Source organism: Paractinoplanes brasiliensis (assembly GCF_004362215.1).
Taxonomy (GTDB): domain Bacteria; phylum Actinomycetota; class Actinomycetes; order Mycobacteriales; family Micromonosporaceae; genus Actinoplanes; species Actinoplanes brasiliensis.
In genome coordinates this window covers 492,293-515,293 of record NZ_SNWR01000001.1, presented here as the reverse complement: position 1 = coordinate 515,293, position 23,001 = coordinate 492,293, and the positions used below count along the sequence as shown (strand labels likewise).

Annotated in this window: 2 protein-coding genes; both read left to right on the top strand. The window is 72.7% G+C overall.

Annotation, left to right across the window (positions count from 1 at the left end; all coding sequences use genetic code 11):
* The first annotated feature begins 84 nt into the window (after positions 1 to 84).
* Positions 85 to 6,570, top strand: coding sequence for a non-ribosomal peptide synthetase (locus C8E87_RS01915; protein ID WP_133871476.1), 6,486 nt, complete (start codon positions 85 to 87; stop codon positions 6,568 to 6,570).
* Positions 6,567 to 23,000, top strand: coding sequence for a non-ribosomal peptide synthetase (locus C8E87_RS01910; protein WP_133871475.1), 16,434 nt, complete (start codon positions 6,567 to 6,569; stop codon positions 22,998 to 23,000). Before C8E87_RS01915 ends, C8E87_RS01910 begins: the two co-directional genes overlap by 4 nt.
* The last annotated feature ends 1 nt before the right edge of the window (position 23,001 follow it).

Here is a 23,001-nt window from a genome sequence, read left to right as displayed (position 1 = left end):
TTGATCGGCGCTTCATAGCCTGGCTCCCGATCCCTTTGGCAAAAGTCTGCCGAGCTCCTTTTTGAAATCAGCGGGAAGGGAATCATGGGAAGCCTCCACGCATCCGCCGCCGCGGCATTACGCCCCCGTACGGCACAACGGGGTCCGCTGTCGCACGGCCAGCAACGGCTGTGGTTCCTCGACCGCTGGCTGGCGGGCCGGCCGGTGTTCACCATGCCGGTCGTCCTGCGCCTCACCGGCCCGCTGGACGCCGGCCGCCTGATCGGTGCCCTGCGCGCGGTGGCCGACCGGCACGACGTGCTGTTCACCGTCTTCGAGGAGGGCCCCGACGGCCCCCGCCAGCGGGTGCTGGCGAGCCGGGACCTGCCGTGCCCGGTGACCGACCTCTCCACGGCCGGGGAGGGCGCTGCCCGGGCGCTGATCGACCAGGACGCGCGACGCCCCTTCGACCTCGCCGCCGGTCCGATGGTCCGGGCGCACCTGTTCCGGCTGGGCGCGGAGACCCACTGGCTTCAGCTGACGTTCCACCACATCGCCTTCGACGGCTGGTCGTTCGGCGTCTTCCAGCGTCAGCTCGCCGAGGCCTACCGGGCCGGCGCGGACCCCGGCGAGCCGCTGGAAGTCCAGTACGCCGACTATGCCCTCTGGCAGCGCGAGACGCTGACCGGCGAGGCCACCGACCGGGCCCTGCAGGCGTGGACCCGGGCCCTGGCCGGCGCCCCGGACGTCCTCGACCTCGGCGCCGACCGCCCGCGCCCGGCCGAGCTGAGCTACCGCGGCCGCACCGACCGGTTCGCCCTGCCCGGCATCCCGGTCACGGCGCTGGAGAAATTCGCCGCCGGCGAGGGGGTGACGCCGTACGTCGCGCTCCTCGCCTCCTTTCAGGCCCTCGTGGCCCGGCACGCGGGCCGTGACGACATCGTGCTCGGCTCGCCGACGGCGGGCCGGGGACCGGCGGCGCTCGACGAGATGGTCGGTTTCTTCGCGGACTCGCTGGTCATCCGCACCACCCTGGACGGCGACCCGACGTTCCGCCAGCTGGTCACCCGCACCCGGGCCGGGGTGCTGGACGCGCTGTCGCGCAGCCGGGTGCCGTTCGACCTCGCGGTGAACCACCTGCGCCCGGCGCGCGACCTCAGTTTCAACCCGGTCGTCCAGGTGGTGTTCGGCCTGCACGAGGAGGACGCCGCCGAGACGCTGGCGGACGGCGTCGGCATCGAGCGCACCGCCGTCGACACCGGCACGGCGAAGTACGACCTCACCTGGTCGGTCTACCGCGGGGCGAACGGGCTGCGGCTGGACGTGGAGTACGCGACCGACCTCTTCGACGCCGCGACCGTGCGGACCTTCGTCAGCCACTGGGAGACCCTGCTGCAGGGGGTGGTCGCCGATCCGGACGTCCCGCTGAGCCGGATCGAGCTGGCGTCCGGGGACGAGGCCGAACGGCTGCGGCGCTGGGCGGGTCAGGAGCGGCCGTCGCCCACCGGCACGGTCCACGACCTCGTCGCGCGCGCCGCCGCCGCCCGGCCGGACGCGGTGGCGATCACCTGCGCCGGGGAGACGCTCACGTACGCGGAACTGGACCGCCGCAGCACGGCGCTGGCCCGGCGGCTGCGGGCGATGGGCGTACGCCCGGAGGACTGTGTCGGCGTCTGCATGACGCGGTCACCGGAGATGGTGGTGGCCTGCCTCGCGATTCTGCGGGCGGGCGGCGTGTACGTACCGCTGGACACCGCGTTTCCGGCCGACCGGATGGCGTTCATGCTGCGCGAGGTCGGCGCCGGGATCGTGCTGGTCCATCCGCCTACGGCCGGGGTGGTCCCGGACGGCCCGTGGCGCGTCGCCGGCGTCGGCGAGCTCGACGACGAGGGTACGGACGCGGATGCCCTGCCCGAGGTGGGTCCCGGCAACGGCTGCTACGTCATCTTCACCTCGGGGTCGACCGGCCGGCCGAAGGGCACCACGGTGACCCACGGCAACGTCCTGGGGCTCCTGGACGGCGTCCGGGAACGGCTGCCGTTCGGCCCGGACGACGTGTGGACGTTCTTCCACAGCTTCGCGTTCGACTTCTCGGTTTGGGAGGTCTGGGGCGCGCTGACCACCGGCGGGCGCCTGGTCGTGGTGCCCTACGACGTCAGCCGCGACGCCGATGCGTTCCACCGGCTCGTCCGCGACGAACGGGTGACGATCCTCAGCCAGACGCCGTCGGCGTTCCGCCAGTTCGAGACCGCGGACGACCAGGCCGGCGGCGAGCTGTCGCTGCGGGCGGTGGTGTTCGGCGGCGAGGCGCTGCACCGGCCGTCGGTCCGGCGCTGGGCTGCCAGGCACGGCTACGACGTACCGCTGCTGGTGAACATGTACGGCATCACCGAGACCACTGTGCACGTCACGTACCTGGCTCTGGTCGAGGACGACCTCGACCGCGATCTCACTCAGATCGGGCAGCCCCTTCCCGGTGTGGTCGCCCAGGTGCTCGACCGGTACGGGCGGCCCTGCCCGATCGGGGTGACCGGGGAGATCCACGTCGGCGGGGCCGGACTCGCCCGCGGCTACACCGGGCGGCCCGGCCTGACCGCCGAACGGTTCGGGCCCGATGACCGCACCGGACGCCCCGGTCGCCGCCTCTACCGCACCGGCGACCTCGGCCGCTGGAACACGCGCGGCGGCCTGGAGTACGCCGGGCGGGCCGACTCGCAGGTGAAGGTCCGCGGCTACCGGATCGAGACCGGCGAGATCGAAGCCGTCCTCGGACAGCACCCGCGCCTGCTGGAGACGGCCGTCATCGCCCGCGCCGGCGCCGACGGCCAGGTCGACCTGGCCGGCTACCTGGTCGCCGACGGCGCCGCACCGACTCCCGACGAGCTGCGCGAGTGGCTGCGCCGGCGGCTGCCGGACTACATGGTGCCCCGCCACTTCGTGGTCCTCGACGTGCTGCCGCTCACCCCGCAGGGCAAGGTCGACCGCCGGGCGCTGCCCGCGCCGGAGGCGGTACGCCCGGAGCTCGCCCAGGAGTACGTGCCGCCCCAGGGCCCGGTGGAGGAGCTGCTGGCCGAGATCTGGGGCGAGGTGCTGGCGGTGGACCGGGTCGGCCGCCACGACAACTTCTTCGACCTCGGCGGCGACTCCATCCGCAGCATCGGGGTGCTGGGCCGGGCCCGCAGCAACGGGCTCGCGTTCGACCTGCAGGACCTGTTCCGCAGCCCGACGCCGGCCGGGCTGGCCGAGTTGGTGCGCACCGCCGCGCCGGTGGCGGCGGCCGACCGCGAGCCGTTCGCGATGCTCGCCGACCGCGACCGGGCCCTGCTGCCGGACGGGGTCGAGGACGCTTACCCGATGGCGGAGCTCCAGGTCGGCATGGTCTACGAGATGGAGCTCAACCCCGAGCGCCGGGCGTACCACAACCTGGACGGCCTGCGCATCGTCGGCCCGTTCGACGAGGAGCGCTTCCGGGAGGCGACGGCCCGGGTGGTCGCCCGCCATCCCATCCTGCGGACGGCGTTCGACCTCAGCGGCTTCAGCGAGCCGATGCAGCTGGTGTACAGCGCCGCCGAGATGCCGTTCACCGTGGTCGACCTTCGCCACCTCGACGAGGCGGCCCGCGACGAGGCGCTCGACGCGTACGTGCTGGCCGAGCGGCGGCGCCCGTTCGACCACTCCCGCCCGCTGCTACTGCGCTTCGCCCTGCACCGGCTGACCGACGAGTCGTTCCAGTGGACGCTCACCGAGCACCACGCGATCTTCGACGGGTGGAGCCTGCACTCCACCATCTCCGAGATCGCCGAGGTCTACCAGCGGCTGCTGGCCGGCGAGGACCCGGTGCTCACCCCGCCGGACTCCGCGTACCGCGACTTCATCGCCGCCGAGCGGGAGGTCCTGGCGTCCGAGGAGAGCCGCCGGTTCTGGCTGGACCGGGTCGGCGACCGCCCGGACTGCCGGCTGCCCCGCCGCCCGGCCGACCGGCCCGAGCTGGTGTCCGGGCGCGCGCAGCCGCATGAATGGCGCGCGCACTACCCCGACCAGGGTTACGGCGCCGTCGAGACGCTCCTGCCGGAGGACCTCTGCGACGGGCTGCGCGACCTCGCCCGCCGGTGCGCGGTCCCCCTCAAGGCGGTGCTGCTGGCCGCCCACCTCAAGGTGATGAGCCTGGTCACCGGCACCTCCGACCTGCTGGTGGGGCTCACCGCCAACGGCCGGCTGGAGGAGGAGGGCGGGGCCGAGGTCCGGGGCATGTTCCTCAACACCGTGCCGTTCCGCATCGCCCTGCCGGACGGCAGCTGGCGCGACCTGATCCGGGCGGTCTTCGAGACCGAGCGGGAGCTGCTGCCGCACCGCCGGTATCCGCTCGGCGCACTGCAACGGGAGGTCGGCGGCGACCCGCTGTTCGAGGTGAACTTCGTCCACAACCACTTCCACGTGCTGGATCGCGCGTTCGGTCCCGGCCTCATGCGGATCGAGGACGGCAAGATCGACAGCTTCGCGACGGACCGGGTGGAGCCCACCAACTTCCCGCTCAACGTCGGCATGGTCCGCAACCCGTACTCGAACCGGCTGCTGTTCGGCATGGACTACCACACCGACGTCCTCACCCCCGACCAGGTGTTGCTGTACCGGGACTACTACGTGCGGGCGATGACCGAGATGGTCGCCGATCCCGAGGCGGCCCACCGGTCGGTGCCGCTGCTGGGCGAGGACGAGCGGGCGCTGCTGGACTCGTGGAACTCGCTGACCGCCGACGTGCCGCCGACACCGGTGCACCGGATGGTGGAGGCGCGGGCCGCGGCGGCGCCGCACGCGGTCGCGGTGGAGTCCGGCGGCACCGCGCTGACCTACCGCGAGCTCAACGCGCGCGCGAACCGGGCCGCCCGCCGGCTGCGTGACCTCGGCGTCGGCCCGGACGTGCCGGTGGCGCTCTGCATGGACCGGTCGATCGCCACGGTCACCTGCCTGCTGGCCGTGCTCAAGGCGGGCGGCGTCTACGTGCCGATCGAACCCGACTACCCGGCCGAGCGCGTGGAGTACATGCTCACCCAGACCGGGGCGCCGCTGGTCCTCACCACGGGCGGCGCCGTTCCCGAGGGACCCTGGCAGCAGCTCGTGGCCGACGATGGACTCTGGACCGACGGCGACGGCGGCAACCTCCCGGGCGGCGCCGGGCCGGACCACGGCTGCTACGTGATCTTCACGTCGGGGTCGACCGGGCAGCCCAAGGGAGTGGTGACCCGGCACCGCAACGTCACCGAGCTGCTGCACGGCGGTGATTTCCTCACCCTCGGCCCCACCGACACGCTGCTCCAGCTGGCACCGCTGTCCTTCGACAACTCGACCTTCGAGGTGTGGGCGCCGCTGGTCGGCGGGGCACGTCTGGTCCTGGCCCCGGCCGAACGGTACGGCCCGGCGGAGATCGCGGAGTGGGTGGCCGCGGCCGGCGTCACCGTGCTGCACGCGACGGCGTCCCTGTTCGCGTTGCTGGTCGACCACGAGCCGGCGACGTTCGACGGGCTGCGCCGCTTCCTGACCGGCAGCGAGACTGTCTCGCCGGGGCACGTGACGCGGATCCTGCAGCGCTGTCCGGATCTGGAGCTGGTGAACTGCTGGGGGCCGACGGAGACGACCACGTTCTCGGTGTGCGGTGTGTACCGGCGGGGCTCGGTGCCGGCGGGTGCGTTGCCGTTGGGGTCGCCGCTGGTCAACACCCAGGTGTGGGTTCTCGACGAGGCCGGGTTGCCGGTGCCGGTGGGCTCTGCGGGCGAGCTGTACGTGTCGGGTCCCTGCCTGGCGCGGGGGTACCTGGGCCGGCCGGGGCTGACGGCGGAACGGTTCGTGCCGCACCCGTTCCGGGCGGGGGAGCGGCTCTACCGGACCGGGGACCGCGGGCGGTGGTCGGTGGACGGCCTGGTGGAGTTCCTGGGCCGGACCGACCACATGGTCAAGGTCCGTGGCTACCGGGTGGAGCTGGGCGAGGTCGAGGCCGCCCTGCGTGAGCACCCGGGGATTCGCGAGTGCGTGGTGGTGACCCGGCCGGACGGGGCGGCCGGGGTGGACCTGGTCGGCTACCTGGTGGCCGACGGCGGGGGTCTTTCGTCCGGCGAGGTGCGGTCGTGGCTGGGCGCCCGGCTTCCGGCGTACATGGTTCCGCGCTTGTTCGTCTTTCTGGACGCCCTGCCGTTGACGCCGCGGGCGAAGGTGGACCGCCGCGCGTTGCCGGAACCGGAGCCGGTACGCCCGGATGTGGGCCAGGAGTACGAGGCGCCGCAGGGCCCGGTCGAGGAGCTGCTGGCCGAGATCTGGTGCCGGGTGCTGCGTGTGGACCGGGTCGGCCGGCACGACAACTTCTTCGACCTCGGCGGCGACTCCATCCGCAACATCCAGCTGGTCGGGCACGCCCGCGCGAACGGGCTCACCGTCGGCCTGCAGGACCTGCACCGGCATCCCACCGTGGCGAGCCTGGCGGAGGCCGTCCAGCCGCGCGGATCGGTCCCGAAGCGGGCGAGGACGTCGGCGTTCGACCTGCTCTCCGACTGCGACCGGGAGCGGTTGTCCGCGCGCGGGCCGGGCGGGGACGCGCGGTGACGGAGGTGATGCCACGCCGGGAGGCGGCCGGCGCGATCGAGGACGCCTACCCGATGTCGGCGCTGCAGGTCGGCATGGTGTACGAGATGGAGCGCGACCCCGAACGGCTGCCCTACCACAACGTGCACACCCTCCGGATCCCGGAACGGTTCGACGAGCGCCGGTTCCGGCGGGCGGTGGCCGGGGTCGTGGCCCGCCACCCGATCCTGCGCACCTCGTTCGCGCTCGTGGGGTTCAGCGAGCCGATGCAACTCGTGTACGACGTGGCCGAGGTCCCGGTCACCGTGGTGGACCTGCGGGCGGCCGACGAGAACACCGTCCGGGCGACCCTGACGTCCTATCTGGACACCGAGCGGCGGACGCCGCTGGACGTGACGGCGGCGCCCCTGTGCCGGATGGGCGTGCACGTGCTGGCCGGCGACGCCTTCCAGTGGACGGTCACCGAGCACCACGCCATTCTCGACGGCTGGAGCCTGGCCTCGTTGGTCGCCGAGATCACCGACGGCTACCGTCGGCTCCTCGCCGGACGGCAGCCGCTGGTTGCACCGCTGCGGTCGACGTACCGGGACTTCATAGCCGCCGAACGGGAGGCCCGCGACGCGCCGGAGAGCCGCGAGTTCTGGCAGGACCTGCTGGACGAGCGGCCGGACAGCCGCCTGCCGCGCTGGCCGGCCGACCGCCCGGTCATGCCGGCCGCCGACCCGGTCGCGGGCGAGCGTCACCGCCCGGGCTCGCTGATCAGCCCGCTGCCGGCCGATCTGGTTCCCCGGCTGCGGGACCTGGCCCGCACCTGCCGGGTGCCGCTCAAATCGGTGCTGCTGGCCGCCCACATGAAGGTGATGAGCCTGGTCACCGGCTCCGCCGATGTCGTCGCCGGCCTCACCGCGAACGGGCGGCTGGAGGAGGAGGGCGGCGCCGATGTGTGCGGCCTCTTCGTCAACACCGTGCCGTTCCGGCTGGAGCTGCCGGTCGGCAGCTGGCGCGACCTGATCGGGGCGGTCTTCGACGCGGAGAGCGCGCTGCTGCCGCACCAGCGCTACCCGATGGCCGCGCTCCAGCGGGAGCTTGGCGGCTCGCAGCTGTTCGAGACCAACTTCGTCTACACCGATTTCCAGCAGATCCCGGTCGCGGCGGCCGACGGCGGGGACGATCTCACCGACGTCTCCCGTACGCACTTCGCGCTGGTCGTCGCGGTGGGCCGCGATCCCGCAACCGGCGGTCTGAGCCTGGAGATGGAGTACGACGCACGGGCGTTCCCGGCCGTGCAGATCGCCGTCCTGCGCGACCACTACGTCCGTGTGATGACCGCGATGGCGGCGGATCCGACCGCCGGACATCGATGGGTACCCCTGCTGGGCGGCGGCGAGCGCGCGCTGCTGGAGTCCTGGAACTCGCGGACCGCCGACGTGCCTGCGGACCCCGTGCACCGGCTCGTGGAACGGCGTGCCGCCGAGGCGCCGGACGCGGTGGCGCTCGTGACCGAGACCGGGTCGCTGACGTACGGCGAACTGAACGCGCGGGCCAACCGGATGGCGCGGCGGCTGCGGGACCTCGGCGTCGGCCCCGACACCGCGGTCGGCGTCGCCGTCCGCCGTTCGGTCGCGATGGTGACCAGCTGGCTGGCCGTGCTCAAGGCGGGCGGCATGTACGTGCCGCTCGACCCCGACCTCCCGGCCGACCGGCTACGGTTCATGCTCACCCGGGCCCGGGTGCCGCTCGTGCTCACCGCCGGCGACGCCGTTCCCGAGGGCCCTTGGCAGCAGCTCGTGGCCGGCGAACAGCTGTGGGCCGACGGCGACGCCGACGACCTCCCGGGCGGTGCCGGGCCGGACCACGGCTGTTACGTGATCTTCACGTCCGGGTCGACCGGGCAGCCCAAGGGAGTGGTGACCCGGCACCGCAACGTCAGCGAGCTGATGCACGCCGGCGACGCCATGACGGTGCCGGCCGGCGACACCCTGCTGCAGATCGCGCCCGCCTCGTTCGACGTGTCCACGTTCGAGGTGTGGGCGCCGCTGGCCGGTGGTGGCCGGTTGGCACTGCCGCCGGCGGTTCGGTTCGGGCCGCAGGAGATCGCGGCATGGGTCGCCCGGTTCGACGTGACCGTGCTGCACGCGACGGCGTCCCTGTTCGCGTTGCTGGTCGACCACGAGCCGGGCATGTTCGACGGCCTGCGCCGCCTGCTGACCGGCAGCGAGACCGTCTCGCCGGGGCACGTGACGCGGATCCTGGACCGCTGCCCGGATCTGGAGGTGGTCAACTGCTGGGGGCCGACGGAGACGACCACGTTCTCGGTGTGCGGTGTGTACCGGCGGGGCTCGGTGCCGGCGGGTGCGTTGCCGTTGGGGCTGCCCCTGGTCAACACCCAGGTGTGGGTTCTCGACGAGGCCGGGTTGCCGGTGCCGGTGGGCTCTGCGGGCGAGTTGTACGTGTCGGGTCCCTGCCTGGCGCGCGGGTACCTCGGCCCGGCGATGACCGCCGAGCGGTTCGTGCCGCATCCGTACCGGGCCGGGGAACGCCTCTATCGCACCGGGGACCGCGGCCGGTGGTCGGTGGACGGCCTGGTGGAATTCCTGGGCCGTACCGACCACATGGTCAAGGTCCGCGGCTACCGGGTGGAGCTGGGCGAGGTCGAGGCCGCCCTGCGCGGGCACCCGGACGTCCGGGAATGCGTGGTGGTCGCCGCGCGCGGGGACCTGGTGGCCTACCTGGTGGCGGACGGCGGGGGTCTGTCGTCCGGTGAGGCGCGGTCGTGGCTGGGCGCCCGGCTTCCGGCGTACATGGTTCCGCGCTTGTTCGTCTTTCTGGACGCTCTGCCGTTGACGCCGCGGGCGAAGGTGGACCGCCGCGCGTTGCCGGATCCGGAGTCGGTCCGGCCGGAAGCGGCGCAGGAGTACGTGGCGCCGGAGGGGCCGGTCGAGGAGTTGCTGGCCGAGATCTGGTGCCGGGTGCTGGGCGTGGATCGGGTCGGCCGGCACGACAACTTCTTCGACCTCGGTGGCGACTCCATCCGCAGCATCCAGGTCCTCGGGCTGGTCCGGGAGGCGGGACTGACCGCCGGGATGGCGGCCCTGCTGGCCGATCCGACCCCGGCCGGTTTCGCTGCCGCCCTCGCTCAGAGCACGGCGGGACCCCGGTCCGAGGCGTTCTCGCTCGTCACCGAGGACGACCGGAAGCTGCTGCCGGACGGCCTGGCGGACGCGTACCCGATGTCGGAGCTGCAGGCAGGCATGGTGTACGAGATGGAGCGCGACCCCGGCCGCAGCCCCTACCACAACGTCCACACCATGCGGCTGACCGGATCGTTCGACGAGGCGTGCTTCCGCGAGGCACTCGCCCGGGTGACCGCCCGGCACCCGGTCCTGCGCACCTCTTTTGCGATGAGCCGCTTCAGCGAGCCCCTGCAACTGGTCCACCCCGCCGCCGAGATCCCGTTCACCGTCCGCGACCTGCGCGGCGAACCGGCGGAAAGGCAACGGGCCGTCATCGACGAGCACCTCCGCGAACAGCGCGGCACGCCGCTGGACCTGACCGAGGCGCCGCTCTGCCGGATGGCCGTCCACCTGCTGTCCGACACGACGTTCCAGTGGACGGTCACCGAACACCACGCCGTCCTCGACGGCTGGAGCCTGACCTCCATGCTTTCCGAGATCACCTCCTTGCACGAGGAGCTTCTCGCCGGGCGCGACCCCGGCGCCGCCCCGCTGCGCTCGCTCTACCGGGACTTCATCGCGGCGGAACGTGAGGCGCTGCGCAGCCCGGCGACGCGCGACTACTGGCGCGACCACCTGGCCGGCAGCGACGGGAGCCCGCTGCCCCGCTGGTCGGTCACCGGCCACGGCACGCTCGGCGAAACGCTGCCGGGCGAGCGCCACGACCGGGACGAGGCACTGGGCCACGGCTCGCTGGTCACCCCGCTCGGCGACGACCTGCGCGCGGACATCGAGGAGTTCGCCCGCCGGGCCGGCGTCCCGTTCAAGACCGCGGTGCTCGCCGCTCACCTGCGCGTGGTCGCCGCGGTCACCGGCGGCCGGGACGTCACAATCGGCCTCTCCTCGCACGGGCGCCTGGAAGAGGCGGACGGCGCCGAGGTGTGCGGCCTCTTCCTCAACACCCTGCCGTTCCGGGTCACGCTCCCGGACGGAAGCTGGCGCGACCTCGCCGGGGCCGTCCTCGACGCCGAGCACGAGGTCATGCCGCACCGCCGCTACCCGATGGCGGCCCTGCAACGCGAGCTCGGCCGCGCGTCGCTGTTCGAGGCGGGTTTCGTGTACAACGACTTCCACCGCTTCGGCGACCTGGCCGACGGTACGGGCGGGTGGCGCATCGACGCGGCCGGACAGGGCCCGTCGGGCTCGTCACGCACGAGCCTTCCGCTGCTCGTCTCGGTGAGCAGGGAAGCCGGAGCTTCCGGGCTGCGCCTGGAGCTCGAGTACGACACCCGCAAGCTCACCGCCGACCAGGTGACACTCCTGCGCGACTATCACGTGCGCTGCCTGCGGGCGATGACCGCCGGCCCGTCGTCGCGGCACACCACCTTCGCACTCGCCTCCGGCCGGGAGGCCGGACAGGTTGCGGCGTGGTCGCTGCCGGCCTCGCCCGTCCCGAGTGCGACGACAGTGCACGAGCTGGTGGCAGCCGCGACCCGCGCGCGGCCGGACGCGGTGGCGCTGACCGGCGGCGAAACCTCCCTGACCTACCGGGAGCTGGATGAGCGCAGCGACCGGCTGGCCCGCCGGCTGCGCCGCCTCGGCGTCGGCCCCGAGGTGTGCGTCGGCGTCTGCTTGGACCGGTCGTGGGAGACCGTGGTGGCCTGCCTGGCCGTGGTGCGGGCCGGTGGGGTGTACGTGCCCCTGGACACGGCGTTCCCCGCCGAGCGGATGGAGTTCATGCTGCGCGACGTCGCGGCGCCGCTGGTGGTGGTGCACGCGGCCACCGCGTCCCGGGTGCCGGGCGGCCCCTGGGCCCTGGTCGACCTCGCCGGCGACACGGATCCCGGTGACGCGGTCCTTCCCGCGGTCGATCCGGACAGTGGCTGCTACGTGATCTTCACATCCGGGTCGACCGGCCGCCCGAAGGGGACGACCGTGAGCCATCGCAACGTGGTGCGGCTGATCCGCGGCGTCCGCGAGCACCTGCCGTTCGGCCCCGGCGACGTGTGGTCGCTGTTCCACAGCTTCGCGTTCGACTTCTCGGTGTGGGAGCTGTGGGGCGCGCTCACCAGCGGCGGCCGGGTCGTGGTGGTGCCGTACGCGGTGAGCCGCGACGCCGACGCGTTCCACCAGCTCGTCCGCGACGAACGGGTGACCGTCCTCAGCCAGACACCGTCCGCGTTCCGCCAGTTCGAGACGGTGGACGAGCGGGCCGGCGGCGACCTCGCGCTGCGGGTGGTGGTCTTCGGCGGCGAGGCCCTGCACCGCCCGTCGGTACGCCGCTGGGCGTCCCGGCACGGCTACACGTCCCCGCTGCTGGTGAACATGTACGGCATCACGGAGACCACCGTCCACGTCACGTACCTGGAGCTGGATGCCGGCCACGTGGAGGGAACGGTCAGCCGGATCGGCCGGCCGCTGCCGGACCTCGGCGCGCACGTCCTGGACCGCGACGGCGTGCCCAGCCCGGTCGGCGTCACCGGCGAGCTGTACATCTCGGGCGCCGGGCTGGCCCGCGGCTACGTCGGCCGGCCGGCGCTGACCGCCGGGCGGTTCGTGCCCGACCACCTGTCCGGCACCCCCGGCGCGCGCCTGTACCGCAGCGGCGACCTGGCCCGATGGAACGCGCAGGGGAGCCTGGAGTACCTCGGGCGGGCCGACACCCAGGTCAAGATCCGCGGGTACCGGATCGAGACCGGGGAGATCGAGAACGCGCTTGCCACCCACCCGCGGCTCCTCGAAGCCGCCGTCGTTCCGCACGCCGACCCGGAGGGCCGCACCGAGCTGGTCGCCTACCTGGTGCCGGACCCGGCCGGGACGGGTGCGCCGACCGCCGACGAGCTGCGGGCCTGGCTCGGCCGGGGCCTGCCGGACTACATGATCCCGCGCCACTTCGTCGCCCTGGCCGCCCTTCCGCTGACCCCGCAGGGCAAGGTCGACCGGCGGGCGCTGCCGGAACCGGGGACCGACCGGCCGTCGCTGGAGCAGCGGTACGTACCGCCGAGCGGCGACGTCGAGGAGACCCTGGCCGGCATCTGGCGCCAGGTGCTGGGCGTCGACCGGGTGGGCCGGCACGACAACTTCTTCGCCCTCGGCGGCGACTCCATCCGCAGCATCCAGATCGTCGGCCGGGCCCGGGATGCCGGGCTCACCCTCGAGCTCCAGCAGGTCCTCGACGCACCGACGCTCGCCGAACAGGCCTCGGTCCTGGACCTGACCATCCGCCCCGAGGTGCCGGCGACCCAGCCGTTCTCCCTGGTCGCTCCGGAGGACCGGGCGCTGCTGCCGGCCGGGCTGGCCGACGCCTATCCGATGGCCCAGCTGCAGGTCGGCATGGTCTTCGAGATGGAGCGCGACCGGGCCCGCAATCCGTACCACAACGTCGAGACGCTGCGCCTGGCCGGCCGGTTCGACGAGGCGTGCTTCCGGGAGGCGGTCGACCGGGTGGTGGCCCGGCATCCGGTGCTGCGCACCTCGTTCGACCTGGCCGGGTTCGGCGAGCCGATGCAGCTGGTGCACAGCGCCGTCGAGGTGCCGTTCACCGTCGTCGACCTCCGCGGAGGATCGGCCGGTCCGCTGGGCGAGTACGTCCGCGAGCAGCAGCACGCCCGGTTCGACCTGTCCGTGGCGCCCCTGTTCCGGATGGCCGTGCACGTGCTGTCCGACCAGGCGTTCCAGTGGACCATCACCGAGCATCACGCGATCCTGGACGGCTGGAGCATGGTCTCCACCATCTCGGAGATCACCGACCTGTACCGGCGGCTGCTCGCCGGTGACCAGCCGCCGGCCGAGCCGCTCCGGTCGCTCTACCGGGACTTCGTCGCCGCGGAACGGGCGGCGGCCGGCTCGCCGGAGATCGCGGAGTTCTGGCGGGACCGGCTCGCCGATGCTCCCGCTGGGCGGATGCCCCGCTGGTCCGGCGGTCCCGCCCTCGTCGTACGGCCGCAGGAGCGACACGACCGCGACGAGGCCGCCGGCCATGGCGCCCTGACCACCCCGATCTCCGCCGAGCTGCTGGCGGCGCTGGAGGAGTTCGCCCGGCGCGCCGCAGTGCCCCTCAAGACGGTCGTGCTCGCCGCCCATCTCAAGGTGATCGGCCTGGTCACCGGGTCCACCGACGTTCTCATCGGCACGACGGTGAACGGGCGCCTGGAGGAGCCGGACGGTGCCGAGGCGCGCGGGCTCTTCCTCAACACGGTGCCGTTGCGGGTGCGGCTGTCCGAGGGCAGCTGGCTGGACCTGGTCCGCGGCGTCCTGCGCGCCGAGCGGGACCTGCTGCCGCGCCGCCGCTACCCGATGGCCCTGCTCCAGCGGGAGTTCGGCCGCGACACACCGCTGGTCGAGACCAACTTCACCTACAACAACTTCCACCGGATCGCGCGGCTCACCGTGGACGGCACGCTCGACCGGGACCCGGCCGAGGTGCAGCCCGGCGTGGCGCGCACCAACTTCCCGCTGGACGTGACCGTCAGCCACGACCTCGACGCCGGCGGGCTGCTCCTGGAGATCGGCTACTCCCTCCGGGACCTCACCGACGGCCAGGTCGGCCAGGTGCGCGACCTCCACCTGCGGGTGCTGGACGCAATGGTACGGGCCGGGGAGACCCATCACCGTGCGTCCGTCCTGCTCGACCCGGAGCAGACCCGGCTGCTCACCGCCTGGCGGGGCACGGACGCGCCCGCGGCCGCCGCCCCCGTGCACGAGCTGCTGCGGGAGCGCGCGCAATGGTGGCCGGACGCGGTGGCGGTGGAGTCGGGTGGGGAGCGTCTGACGTTCGGCGGGCTCGATGCGCGTAGTGAGGCGCTGGCGCGTCGCCTGGCGGCTGGTGGCGTACGTCGTGGCGACGTCGTCGGTCTGCACCTGCGGCCGGGTGTTGATGCGGTGGTGGCGGTGTGGGCGGTGTGGAAGGCGGGTGGTGCGTTCCTGCCGTTGGACCCGGACCTGCCGGCGGCGCGGCTGGCTGCGATGGTGGAGGACGCGGCGCCGGTCGTGGTGGTGTCGCGGGAGCCCTGTGTGTGGCCGTCGTTGCCGCCCGATGGTGACGGGGACGCGGTCCTGCCCCGGGTGGGTGCGCGGGATCTGGCGTACGTCATGTTCACGTCCGGTTCGACGGGGCGGCCCAAGGGTGTGATGGTCGAGCACGGCGGCCTCGCCAACTTCGCGGAGTGCCTGCTGCTGCCACGCCTGCGCAGCGGCGGCGTCGGGACCGGTGCGAACGTGCGCGTCCTGACCGGGTCGTCGGCGTTCATCTCGGACTTCTTCCTGGAGCAGATCCTGCCGCTGCTGGACGGGCACCGGTTGGTGGTGGTTTCCGGTGCGGAGGGCCGTGATCCGCGGCAGTTGGTGGCGTGGGCGCAGGATCCGGAGCTCGCGGTTGAGGTCATCGGTGCCACCACGTCGCAGGTGCAGGTGATGGTGGAGGCGGGGCTGCTGGATGCTCCGTACCCGCCGCGGGTGATCGCGATCGGCGGGGAAGTGTGCCCGCCGGATCTGTGGCAGGCACTCCGATCCCGTACGGGCGTGCGGGCCCACAACACGTACGGCCCGGCCGAGACGGCGGTCGACGCGACCATGGCGGACATCGGGGCACACGAGTCCCCCCTGATCGGCCGGCCCTACGGGAACGTCCGCGTGTATCTGGTGGATGAGGGGCTCGATCTGGTTCCGCCGGGTTCGGTGGGGGAGATCGTGGTGGGTGGTCCGGGTGTGGGTCGGGGTTATGTGCGGCGGCCGGGTTTGACGGCGGGGGTGTTTGTGCCGGATCCGTTTGGTGGGGCGGGTTGTCGTTTGTATCGGACCGGTGATTTGGGCCGGTACACGGTGGATGGTCAGATCGAGTTTTTGGGTCGTCGGGATCTGCAGGTGAAGGTTTTGGGTCAGCGGGTGGAGTTGGAGGAGGTGGAGGCGGTTCTGCGTGGCCATCCGGCGGTGGTGGCGGCGGCGGTGAGTGTGCATCGGCGGCAGTTGGTGGGGCATGTGGTGGTGGCCGGTGGGGTGGTGCCGGATCGGGAGTATCTGGCTGCTCGGTTGCCGGCGGTTGCGGTGCCGGTGGTGGTGGTGGCGGTGGCGGCGTTGCCGATGACGGCCGGTGGGAAGCTGGATCGGCGGGCGTTGGTGGAGCCGCAGGAGTTGTCCCGCCGGGAGGTGGTGGCTCCGAGAACGGAGACCGAGCAGCGGATCGCGGCTGTCTGGCAGAGCTTGCTCGGTGTCGAGCGGGTTGGTGTGCACGACGACTTTTTCGCTCTCGGCGGGCATTCTTTGCTGGCTATCCGGCTCACTATGCGGGTGAGTGCGGAGCTGGGTGCCGAGGTTGCGTTGCACGAGGTGTTCGCGCGGCCGACGGTGGCGGCGCAGGCGGAGCTGGTCGATCGGCATGGTGGCGGGGTCGAGCGGATTCCGCGGGTGGAGCGGGCCGGGATCGCGTCGCACGCGCAGGAGCGGCAGTGGTTTTTGTGGCAGCTCGCCCCGGACAACCCGGCCTACAACGTTCCCTGGGGCTACGAGGTGCGGGGCGAGCTGGACCTCGGCGTGCTCGGCAGCGCGGTGGACACCCTGTTCGAACGGCACGAGTCGCTGCGGACGACCCTGCACCTCGACGCGGACGGCCGGGTCGTGCCGATGGTCGGCGCCGCCGAACCGGGCGCGATGTCCTTCTCGCGAGCAGGTGACGTCGAGCTGCCGGGGCTGGTCGAGCGGGCGGCCCGGCAGCCGTTCGACCTCACCACGGGGCCGATGCTGCGGGTCAATGTCTGGCGTACGGCGGCGGACCGGCACGTCGTGCTGTTCGTCGCGCACCACGTCGCCGTCGACGAGTGGTCGATCGGCATACTCGAACGGGAATTGTGGGCGCTGTACCGCGGTGCGGTGCTGCCGTCGCCGGCTGTCCGCTACGGCGACTACGCGGCCTGGCACCGGGATCTGGTGGCGGGCCGGGCGGACGATGATCTCGCGTACTGGCGGGAGGCACTCGACGGCGCCACGTCGTCCTGGCCCCAGCCCTCTGCGGGATCCGGCTCCGCCGACGAGTGCGCCCGGCTCATCCCGGCCGACCGTCTGAGCGGGCTCGACCGGATCCGTGGCCAGGCGGGCGCCACCGAGTTCATGCTGTACCTGGCGGTGTACTGCCTCCTGATCGCACGCCGCTCGGGCGATCGGGACGTCACCGTCGGCGTGCCGGTGTCCGGGCGTTCGCACCCCGACCTGGCGCCGGTGGTGGGCTTCTTCGTCAACACCCTCGCGGTACGGGTGACCGTCGACCCGGCCGAGGATTTCCTGACGTACCTGAGGCGGGTCCGATCGGTGGTCCTGGCGGCGTTCGCCCACCAGGAGACGCCGTTCGAGCACGTGGTCCGCGCGGTCGCGCCCGACCGTGCCGACGGCGTCAACCCGCTGTTCCGCACCCTGTTCTCGTTCACCCCGGACGCCGGATCCGGCGACGGCCCGGCCGAACCGGGCGCCGACGGGCTGACCCTCGGGGACCTGCCGATCGCGAGTGGCGGCAACCACTTCGACCTGTTGCTGGGCACCGCCCGTACGACCGAGGGGTTGCACCTGAACCTGGAGTTCAGCACCGCGATCCTCGGGCCGGAGGAGGCCGAGGATCTGCTGGGCACGTTCGCGGACCTTCTGGCCGCAGCCGGTGGGCCGGTGTCGGAGCTGCTGGCCGCGAACGGCCCCGAGCGTGAACGGATCGCCGGGTGGACCGGCGATGCGGCGGTTCCCGCGTTCGACGTTCCGGTGCACGAGCTGCTGCGGGAGCGTGCGCGGTGGTGGCCGGACCTGGTCGCCGTGGAGTCGGACGCGGAGAGCTTGACGTTCGCCGGGCTCGATGCGCGTAGTGAGGCGTTCGCGCGTCGCCTGGCGGCTGGTGGCGTACGTCGTGGCGACGTCGTCGGTCTGCACCTGCGGCCGGGGGTGGATGCGCTGGTGGCGGTGTGGGCGGTGTGGAAGGCGGGCGGTGCGTTCCTGCCGTTGGACCCGGACCTGCCGCCGATGCGGCTGGCTGCGATGGTGGAGGACGCGGCGCCGGTCGTGGTGGTGTCGCGGGAGCCGTGCCCGTGGCCGGCCCTGCCGCCCGATGGGGATGGTGACGCCGTCCTCCCAGCGGTGGGTGCGAGGGACCTGGCGTCGGTCATGTTCACCTCCGGCTCGACCGGCCGGCCCAAGGGCGTGATGCTGGACCACGGCGGCCTCGCCAACTTCGCCGAGCGCCTGCTGCTGCCCCGGCTGCGCCGGGCCGGGGTCGGCGAGCACGCCCGTGTCGTCACCGGCACGTCGGCGTTCATCTCCGATTTCTTCCTGGAACAGACTCTGCCGCTGCTCGGCGGCCACCGGCTGCTCGTCCTCTCCGGCCTGGAGGGCCGCGACCCTCGCCACCTGGTGGAGCGGGCGCATGATCGGGAGCGGGCGGTGGACGTCATCTGCGCCACCACGTCGCAGGTGCAGGTGATGGTGGAGGCGGGGCTGCTGGACGCTCCGTACCCGCCGCGGCTGCTCGAGCCGGCCGGGGAGGCCGTCCCGCCGGACCTGTGGCGGGCCCTGCAATCGCGGCCCGGGGTGGCCGCCCACAACATCTACGGCCCGGCCGAGACGACTGTCGACACAACGTGCGCGGACATCGCCGCGCACGCGTCTCCGGTGCTGGGGCGTCCGTATGGCAATGCCCGGGTGTATCTGGTGGATGAGGGGCTCGATCTGGTTCCGCCGGGTTCGGTGGGGGAGATCGTGGTGGGTGGTCCGGGTGTGGGTCGGGGTTATGTGCGGCGGCCGGGTTTGACGGCGGGGGTGTTTGTGCCGGATCCGTTTGGTGGGGCGGGTTGTCGTTTGTATCGGACCGGTGATTTGGGCCGGTACACGGTGGATGGTCAGATCGAGTTTTTGGGTCGTCGGGATCTGCAGGTGAAGGTTTTGGGTCAGCGGGTGGAGTTGGAGGAGGTGGAGGCGGTTCTGCGTGGCCATCCGGCGGTGGTGGCGGCGGCGGTGAGTGTGCATCGGCGGCAGTTGGTGGGGCATGTGGTGGTGGCCGGTGGGGTGGTGCCGGATCGGGAGTATCTGGCTGCTCGGTTGCCGGCGGTTGCGGTGCCGGTGGTGGTGGTGGCGGTGGCGGCGTTGCCGATGACGGCCGGTGGGAAGCTGGATCGGCGGGCGTTGGTGGAGCCGCAGGAGTTGTCTCGTCGGGAGGTGGTGGCTCCTCGGACTGAGACGGAGCGGCGGGTCGCTGAGGTCTGGCAGAGCTTGCTGGGTGTCGAGCGGGTTGGTGTGCACGATGACTTTTTCGCTCTGGGTGGGCATTCTCTGCTTGCTATCCGGCTCACTATGCGGGTGAGTGCGGAGCTGGGTGCCGAGGTTGCGTTGCACGAGGTGTTCGCGCGGCCGACGGTGGCGGCGCAGGCGGAGCTGGTCGATCGGCATGGTGGCGGGGTCGAGCGGATTCCGCGGGTGGGGCGGGCCGGGATCGCGTCGCACGCGCAGGAGCGGCAGTGGTTTTTGTGGCAGCTCGCCCCGGACAACCCGGCCTACAACGTTCCCTGGGGCTACGAGATCCACGGGGAGCTCGACGTGGCGGCACTGGGCACGGCGGTGGACGCGCTCATCGCCCGCCACGAGGCCCTGCGCACCACGCTGCACCTCGACGCGGACGGCCGGGTCGTGCAGCGGATCGGTCTCGCGGGCCGGACCGACCTGACGGTGCGCGACGCCGCTGAGACCGAGCTGCCGGGGCTGGTCGAGCGGGCGGCCCGGCAGCCGTTCGACCTCACCACCGGGCCGATGCTGCGGGTCAATGTCTGGCGTACGGCGGCGGACCGGCACGTCGTGCTGTTCGTCGCGCACCACGTCGCCGTCGATGAGTGGTCGATGGGCATCTTCGAACGTGAGATGTGGGAGCTGTACGGCATGGGCGGCGCCGCCGAGCTGCCGCCGCTGGAGGTCACCTACGCCGACTACGCCGCCTGGCACCGCGACCAGGTGGCGGGCCGCGCCGACCGGGACCTCGCGTTCTGGCGCCGTACGCTCGAAGACGTACCCACCTCGGCGTGGCCGCACCGGACCAGCGACCGCGGGGCCGCCCCCGGCGAGCGTTCCCGGCTCGTCCCGGCCGACCGGCTGACCGCGCTGGACCAGGCTCGCCGGGAGGCGGGCGCGACCGAGTTCATGGCGTACCTGGCGGCGTACAGCCTCCTGATCGCCCGTAGCTCCGGCGAACGGGACATCACCGTCGGGGTCCCGGTGTCCGGGCGTTCGCATCCCGACCTGGCTCCGGTGGTGGGCTTCTTCGTCAACACCCTCGCGGTACGGCTGACGGTCCACCCGGCCGACGACTTCCTGGCCCATCTGCGGCGGGTCCGATCGGTGGTCCTGGCGGCGCTCGCCCACCAGGAGACGCCGTTCGAGCACGTGGTCCGCGCGGTTGCGCCCGACCGTGCCGACGGTGTCAACCCGCTGTTCCGGACCATGTTCGCGTTCACCCCCGCCGTATCCCGGCCGGCCACCGGGCTCGCCGTGCGCGACCTGCCGATCGAGAGCCGCGACAGCCACTTCGACCTGTCCCTGAGTGCGACCCGCACGACCGAAGGGCTGTACCTGACGGTGGAGTTCGGCGCCGGGATCTTCGCGGCCGGGGAGGCCGAGGGGCTGCTGGGGTCGTTCGCGGATCTGCTGGCGGCGGTCGGCGGGGAAGGGTCCCACGGCGAGGCCGGTCGCCTCGCCCATCCGGATCGGGGGGCTCGCGGTCGCGGGCCGGTGTCGGAGCTGTTGGCCGCGAGCGGCCCGGAGCGCGAGCGGATCGCCGCGTGGACCGGCGATGCTGCGGCGCCGGCGTTCGACGTTCCGGTGCACGAGCTGCTGCGGGAGCGGGCGGGCAGATGGGCGCAAGCGGTGGCGGTGGAGTCGGGTGGGGAGATGGTGACGTTCGCCGGGCTCGATGCGCGCAGCGAGGCGCTGGCGCGCTGCCTCGTGGTGGCCGGTGTGCATCGCGGTGACGTGGTGGGTCTGCACCTGCGGCCGGGTGTTGATGCGGTGGTGGCGGTGTGGGCGGTGTGGAAGGCGGGTGGTGCGTTCCTGCCGTTGGATCCGGACCTGCCGGCGGCGCGGCTGGCTGCGATGGTGGAGGATGCCGAGCCGGTCGTGGTGGTGTCGCGGGAGCCCTGTGCGTGGCCGTCGCTGCCGCCCGATGGTGACGCGGACGCGGTCCTGCCCCGGGTGGGTGCGCGGGATCTGGCGTACGTCATGTTCACGTCCGGTTCGACCGGGCGGCCCAAGGGTGTGATGGTCGAGCACGGCGGCCTCGCCAACTTCGCCGAACGCATGCTGCTGCCCCGCATCGGCAGCCCTGCCCGGGTGCTGACCGGGTCGTCGGCGTTCATCTCGGACTTCTTCCTGGCTCAGATCCTGCCCCTGCTCGGCGGCCACCGACTGGTCGTGGTATCGGGTGCGGAGGGCCGTGATCCGCGGCAGTTGGTGGCGTGGGCGCAGGATCCGGAGCTCGCGGTTCAGGTCATCGATGCCACCACGTCACAGGTGCAGGTGATGGTGGAGGCGGGGCTGCTGGACGCTCCGTACCCGCCGCGGCTGATCGCGATCGGCGGGGAGGCGTGCCCGCCGGATCTGTGGCAGGCACTGCGATCCCGTCCGGGGTTGACGGCCTACAACACCTATGGGCCTGCCGAGACGACGGTCGAGGTGGCCGTGGCGGACATCGCCGCGCACGCGTCTCCGGTGCTGGGGCGTCCGTATGGCAATGCCCGGGTGTATCTGGTGGATGAGGGGCTCGATCTGGTTCCGCCGGGTTCGGTGGGGGAGATCGTGGTGGGTGGTCCGGGTGTGGGTCGGGGTTATGTGCGGCGTCCGGGTTTGACGGCGGGGGTGTTTGTGCCGGATCCGTTTGGTGGGGCGGGTTGTCGTTTGTATCGGACCGGTGATCTGGGCCGGTACACGGTGGATGGTCAGATCGAGTTTTTGGGTCGTCGGGATCTGCAGGTGAAGGTTTTGGGTCAGCGGGTGGAGTTGGAGGAGGTGGAGGCGGTTCTGCGTGGCCATCCGGCGGTGGTGGCGGCGGCGGTGAGTGTGCATCGGCGGCAGTTGGTGGGGCATGTGGTGGTGGCCGGTGGGGTGGTGCCGGATCGGGAGTATCTGGCTGCTCGGTTGCCGGCGGTTGCGGTGCCGGTGGTGGTGGTGGCGGTGGCGGCGTTGCCGATGACGGCCGGTGGGAAGCTGGATCGGCGGGCGTTGGTGGAGCCGCAGGAGTTGTCTCGTCGGGAGGTGGTGGCTCCCCGGACTGAGACCGAGCAGCGGATCGCGGCCGTCTGGCAGAGCTTGCTGGGCGTCGAGCGGGTTGGTGTGCACGACGACTTTTTCGCTCTCGGTGGGCATTCCCTGCTCGCCATCCGACTCACCATGCAGCTGAGCTCGGAGTTCGGGACCGAGATCCCGCTCGCTCACCTCTACACCGCCCCCACGGTCGCCGATCAGGCCGAGCGGATCGCGACGCTGCCGTCCGGCCGCTCGGCCGTGGTGCCACTCGGCGGCGTCCGGGGTGCGCGTCCCCTGGTCCTCGTCCACCCCATCGGCGGCACGCTCTTCAGCTACCGGGATCTGCTGGCCGAGGTTCGGGGGGATGTCGAGGCGTACGGCCTGCAGGGGCACCTCGGGGCGGACTCCGGCGCGACCGACATCGCGCAACTTGCCCGTCGCTACGCCGACGAGCTGGCACCCGTTCTCGGCGACCGGGAGCCGGTGGTGGCGGGCTGGTCGGCCGGCGGCATCCTCGCCCACGAGGTGGCCCGTGCGCTCGCCGGGCGCGGGGTCCGTACGTACCGCCTGGTTCTGATCGACACCGATCCACGGCCGGACGCCGACGCCGACGCCGCGGCGCAGCGGGCCGACATCGCCACCCTCGACCAGCTCCGCCGCGAGGTCGCCGAGCACGGGCCCGCGCCCCTGCTGCGGTCGGCCGACACGGACCGCCTGTTCGCCGCGCTCGGCATCGATCCGGCCGCCGTCGCCGAACTGGACGGCCCCACCACGGCCGCGCTGATCGCCTTCTGGCGGGACATGCTCACCGGGCTGGCGGCCCACCGGCCGGGCGTGTTCGCCGGCCCCGCCGAGCTCGTCCTCGGCCGCGGCGAGGGCCGTGACCGGATGGCCGCCGCGTGGCGCGGGCTGACCGGGACGCTCACGGTCAGCCACGCCGATGGCGACCACTTCCAACTGCTGCGCCGTCCATGGGTGACGGCGATCGCCGACGCCGTCCGCGGCTCCACCGCACAGACAGGAGAGTGAC

Coding starts and splice junctions, on each gene's coding strand:
- C8E87_RS01915 (WP_133871476.1), top strand. CDS start 85: ATGGGAAGCCTCCACGCATCCGCCGCCGCGGCATTACGCCCCCGTACG.